Annotated in this window: 4 protein-coding genes; all 4 read left to right on the forward strand. The window is 41.1% G+C overall.

From position 1 onward, the window contains the following. Window positions 1–634 (forward strand): WD40 repeat domain-containing protein (locus PN471_RS15100; RefSeq protein ID WP_271777556.1); only part of this gene is annotated, 634 nt, incomplete at its 5' end. Between the two features lie 97 nt (window positions 635–731). Continuing rightward, window positions 732–1,118 carry a GxxExxY protein gene (locus PN471_RS15105; RefSeq protein ID WP_193892491.1) on the forward strand — a complete coding sequence of 129 codons (387 nt, stop codon included), beginning with the start codon at window positions 732–734 and terminating at the stop codon, window positions 1,116–1,118. Between the two features lie 228 nt (window positions 1,119–1,346). Then, window positions 1,347–3,038: a dihydroxy-acid dehydratase gene (gene ilvD, locus PN471_RS15110; protein WP_271777557.1), complete on the forward strand. Its 1,692-nt coding sequence runs from the start codon at window positions 1,347–1,349 to the stop codon at window positions 3,036–3,038. A gap of 159 nt (window positions 3,039–3,197) precedes the next feature. Beyond that, window positions 3,198–3,839, forward strand: coding sequence for a hypothetical protein (locus PN471_RS15115; protein ID WP_271777558.1), 642 nt, complete (start codon window positions 3,198–3,200; stop codon window positions 3,837–3,839). Window positions 3,840–4,116 lie beyond the last annotated feature (277 nt).

The raw sequence follows: 4,116 nt of genomic DNA on the forward strand, positions 1-4,116 counted from the left end.
CCTGAATACCCTGAAAGGTCATGAGAGTGGGGTCATTAGTGTGGGATTTAGCCCCGACGGCAAACAATTGGCTTCTGGGAGTAATGACAAGACGATCAAAATCTGGGACGTGACCACAGGGAAAGTCCTGAATACCCTGAAAGGTCATGAGAGTGGGGTCATTAGTGTGGGATTTAGCCCCGACGGCAAACAATTGGCTTCTGGGAGTGGTGACAACACGATTAAAATCTGGGACGTGACCACAGGGAAAGTCCTGAATACCCTCAAAGGTCATGAGGGTTATGTCATTAGTGTGGGATTTAGCCCCGACGGCAAACAATTGGCTTCTGGGAGTGAAGACAAGACGATCATTTTATGGGATTTGGATTTAGATAATTTAGTCACCAATGGTTGCAATTTGCTGAATAATTATTTGATTGGTAATCCTCAAGTGTTGGCAGAATTAAAGGATTGCCAAACTCCATCTCGGTTATTATTAGCAGCGACGGTGTTAGTTATCCAAGGTGAGAACTTAGCAAAAAATGATGATATAAATGGGGCTTTAGCTAATTTCCGCCAAGCGAAAGAATGGGATAAGAATTTACAATTTGACCCTCAAGCAAAGGCAAAGGAGTTTGCTAAGAAGGGATTTTAATTGTCTGAATCAGGATTTTCAGGATTATGGGATTTTCAGGATTTATTTTTTGGTTTGAGTTGGGATTTTTTGGATTTTAAGGATGTGGAGGATTTATATGAAGTTGGATGAGATAACATATAGGGTTAATGGTTGTGCGATGAAGGTACATAATACTCTGGGTAATGGTTTTCAGGAGGTTATTTATCAAAGATGTTTGGAAATTGAGTTGAAAAGGGCGGGTTTGAATTTTGGTCGGGAGGTGGAACAAGTTATTTATTATGATGGCATTGATGTGGGTACGCGCAGGGCAGATTTTCTGGTGGAAGACCAGGTTATTGTGGAGTTGAAGGCGCTGATCAATTTGGAGGATGTGCATTTATCACAGGTGAAAAATTATGTTGTCGCTTATGATTTCCCTGTGGGGTTGCTGATTAATTTTGGTGCTGTTAGTCTTCAGTTTAAAAAGGTATTTAATCCTAAATATAAAGGTGTTTTTGTCTGAATCAGGATTTTCGGGATTATGGGATTTTCAGGATTTTTTTGTCTGAATCAGGATTTTCAGGATTAAAGGATGTACAGGATTTATTTAATTCATCCGTCTTTATCTGCGTTTATCAGCGTTTATCAGCGTTTAATGAATCCAAAAATCTGATTCTATGCAGCTACATCTTAATTTGGTATAAGGGAAACTGACGACTAAGCGATTTTGGTACAGAAGGAAAAAACATAGATGTCGAAAAATCTTAAAAGTAAAGTTATCACACAAGGGGTGCAGCGATCGCCTAATCGTGCCATGCTGCGGGCTGTAGGTTTCCAAGATGAAGACTTTAACAAAGCCATAGTCGGTATAGCCAACGGTTACAGCACCATCACCCCTTGTAACATGGGGATTAATAAACTGGCACAAAGGGCAGAAGCCGCAGTCAAAACCGCCGGTGCCATGCCCCAAATTTTCGGGACAATTACTGTCAGTGACGGGATTTCCATGGGAACAGAAGGGATGAAATACTCCCTAGTATCGCGGGAAGTCATTGCTGATTCCATTGAAACAGCCTGTAGCGCCCAAAGTATGGACGGTGTATTAGCAATTGGTGGTTGTGATAAAAATATGCCTGGGGCAATGTTAGCAATGGCGCGGATGAATATCCCTGCTATCTTTGTCTATGGTGGAACAATCAAACCCGGACATTATGAGGGTAAAGACTTAACCGTTGTCAGTTCCTTTGAAGCCGTTGGTCAATACAGCGCTGGCAAAATTGACGAAAATGAACTGTTGTCCGTTGAACGGGGTGCTTGTCCCGGTGCAGGGTCATGTGGTGGGATGTTTACAGCCAATACCATGTCTTCAGCATTTGAAGCAATGGGCATGAGTTTACCCTATTCCTCGACAATGGCTGCCGAAGACCCAGAAAAAGCCGACAGTACGGAACAATCAGCCGTTGTCCTCGTCGAAGCCATTCGCAAGCAGATATTACCCCGGACAATCATCACCCGGAAATCTATAGAAAACGCCATATCTGTAATTATGGCCGTAGGTGGTTCAACCAATGCCGTATTGCATTTTCTAGCGATCGCTCGCGCTGCTGGTGTAGAATTAACCATAGACGACTTTGAAACCATTCGCGGTCGAGTTCCCGTCATCTGTGATTTAAAACCCAGTGGTAGATATGTAGCCACAGACCTACACAAAGCCGGCGGCATTCCCCAAGTCATGAAAATGCTTCTAGTCCATGACTTACTCCATGGAGACTGTATCACTATTTCCGGGCAAACCGTCGCCGAAGTATTAGCAGACATCCCCGCCGAACCACGTCCAGACCAAGACGTAATTCGCCCCTGGAATAACCCCATGTATGCCCAAGGACACCTAGCCATTCTCAAAGGCAACCTGGCCACGGAAGGGGCAGTAGCCAAAATTACTGGAGTCAAAAAGCCCGTCATTACCGGACCAGCCAGAGTATTTGAATCAGAAGAATCCTGTTTAGATGCCATCCTCGCTGGAAAAATCACAGCCGGTGATGTCATTGTAATCCGTTACGAAGGACCCAAAGGCGGTCCTGGTATGCGGGAAATGTTAGCCCCCACCTCCGCCATTATTGGTGCTGGTTTAGGAGACTCCGTAGGCTTAATTACCGACGGACGTTTCTCCGGTGGTACTTACGGCATGGTAGTTGGCCACGTTGCCCCAGAAGCGGCTGTAGGTGGTGCGATCGCCCTAGTAGAAGAAGGTGATAGCATTACCATAGATGCCCATAATCGTCTGTTGCAACTGAATATATCAGATGCAGAATTAGCCACCCGTCGCGCCAATTGGCAACCACTACCACCCAGATATACCAAAGGCGTACTGGCCAAATATGCCAAACTGGTATCTTCCAGCAGTGTAGGTGCAGTCACAGATTTAGACCTGTTTGCTAATTAGAATTATACCAGATACCCGACTTCTTAAAGAAGTTGGGTAATTGAATAAAATTAATTTTGAAAATAGCATCTCTTCCTTCTTACTCTCCGTGTCCTCTGCGCCTCTGTGGTATGGCTAACGCCACGCTTCGCTATCGTTATCTTGAATATTTTCAAGCCTATGCAGCTAAATCCAACCTTACCAGACAAAGTTACCCAACATTGGCAAATAGTAAAAAATGGTGTTTATAATTTCACCCAATCTGTACAACAAAAAGCCACACAAACAACAGATAACACTAAAGCTTATTTAGAAAATCATTGGCAAAATGTCGAGAAAATTACTGACAATACATCAGAAGTAATCCAAAAAAGTATTAATACTACTATTCATGATTTCTTATCACAATATCCCTGGTTTTTCCAAATATTAGAAATATTCACATGGGGAATAAATCATCCTGTGCGAGGGGTAATAATTTTATTATTTACAATTGCTGTACTTTGGAGTATTATCAAAGCAATTGTTAAAATTATAGAAACGGCTAGTTGGTCAATTTTTAAAATTCCTTTTATATTATTCCAAAAAATATTAAAATCTCTTTGGATAAAATTTGCTAGATTCGGAATTTTCCCAATTAGAAAAACTCACAGTAAACAACAAAGGTTAGCCGAAATTTCCCAGCGTTTAGAAGTTATTCACAATGAACAAAAAGCACTATTACAAGAAGCTGCAAAACTCATGAAAATTCCCTTTGAGTCGGAAAATTACGAATTAAATGAACCACAAAGACACGAAGAAAGAAAAGAAGAACAGAGTTAATATTAAAATCTTTATGTGCATCTGCGTTTATTTGCATTCATCAGCGTTCAATTCTTAAACCCTTATATAGTAAAAAAAAGACTAACGGTAAGGAGACATCTGTTTAATTATCTCATCTTCTGCACCAGATAAGTAATTAGGGCTTGCTGAAAAAGTCGTATTTAAGCCAGACCAAGAATCAATTAGCAATGCTTGTAAGTGAAAACATAATTAATTATATGAAGTAATTTGAGTAAATATAATATTTTCTAATCATCCAAATCTAAAAATAGGAAAA

The sequence above is a fragment of the Aphanizomenon sp. CS-733/32 genome (assembly GCF_028330045.1).
Taxonomy (GTDB): Bacteria; Cyanobacteriota; Cyanobacteriia; order Cyanobacteriales; family Nostocaceae; genus Dolichospermum; species Dolichospermum gracile.

What these genes read in the sequence shown, in the direction of transcription:
- PN471_RS15105 (WP_193892491.1), top strand. Translation starts at nt 732, where the DNA reads ATGAAGTTGGATGAGATAACATATAGGGTTAATGGTTGTGCGATGAAG.
- ilvD (WP_271777557.1), top strand. Translation starts at nt 1,347, where the DNA reads ATGTCGAAAAATCTTAAAAGTAAAGTTATCACACAAGGGGTGCAGCGA.
- PN471_RS15115 (WP_271777558.1), top strand. Translation starts at nt 3,198, where the DNA reads ATGCAGCTAAATCCAACCTTACCAGACAAAGTTACCCAACATTGGCAA.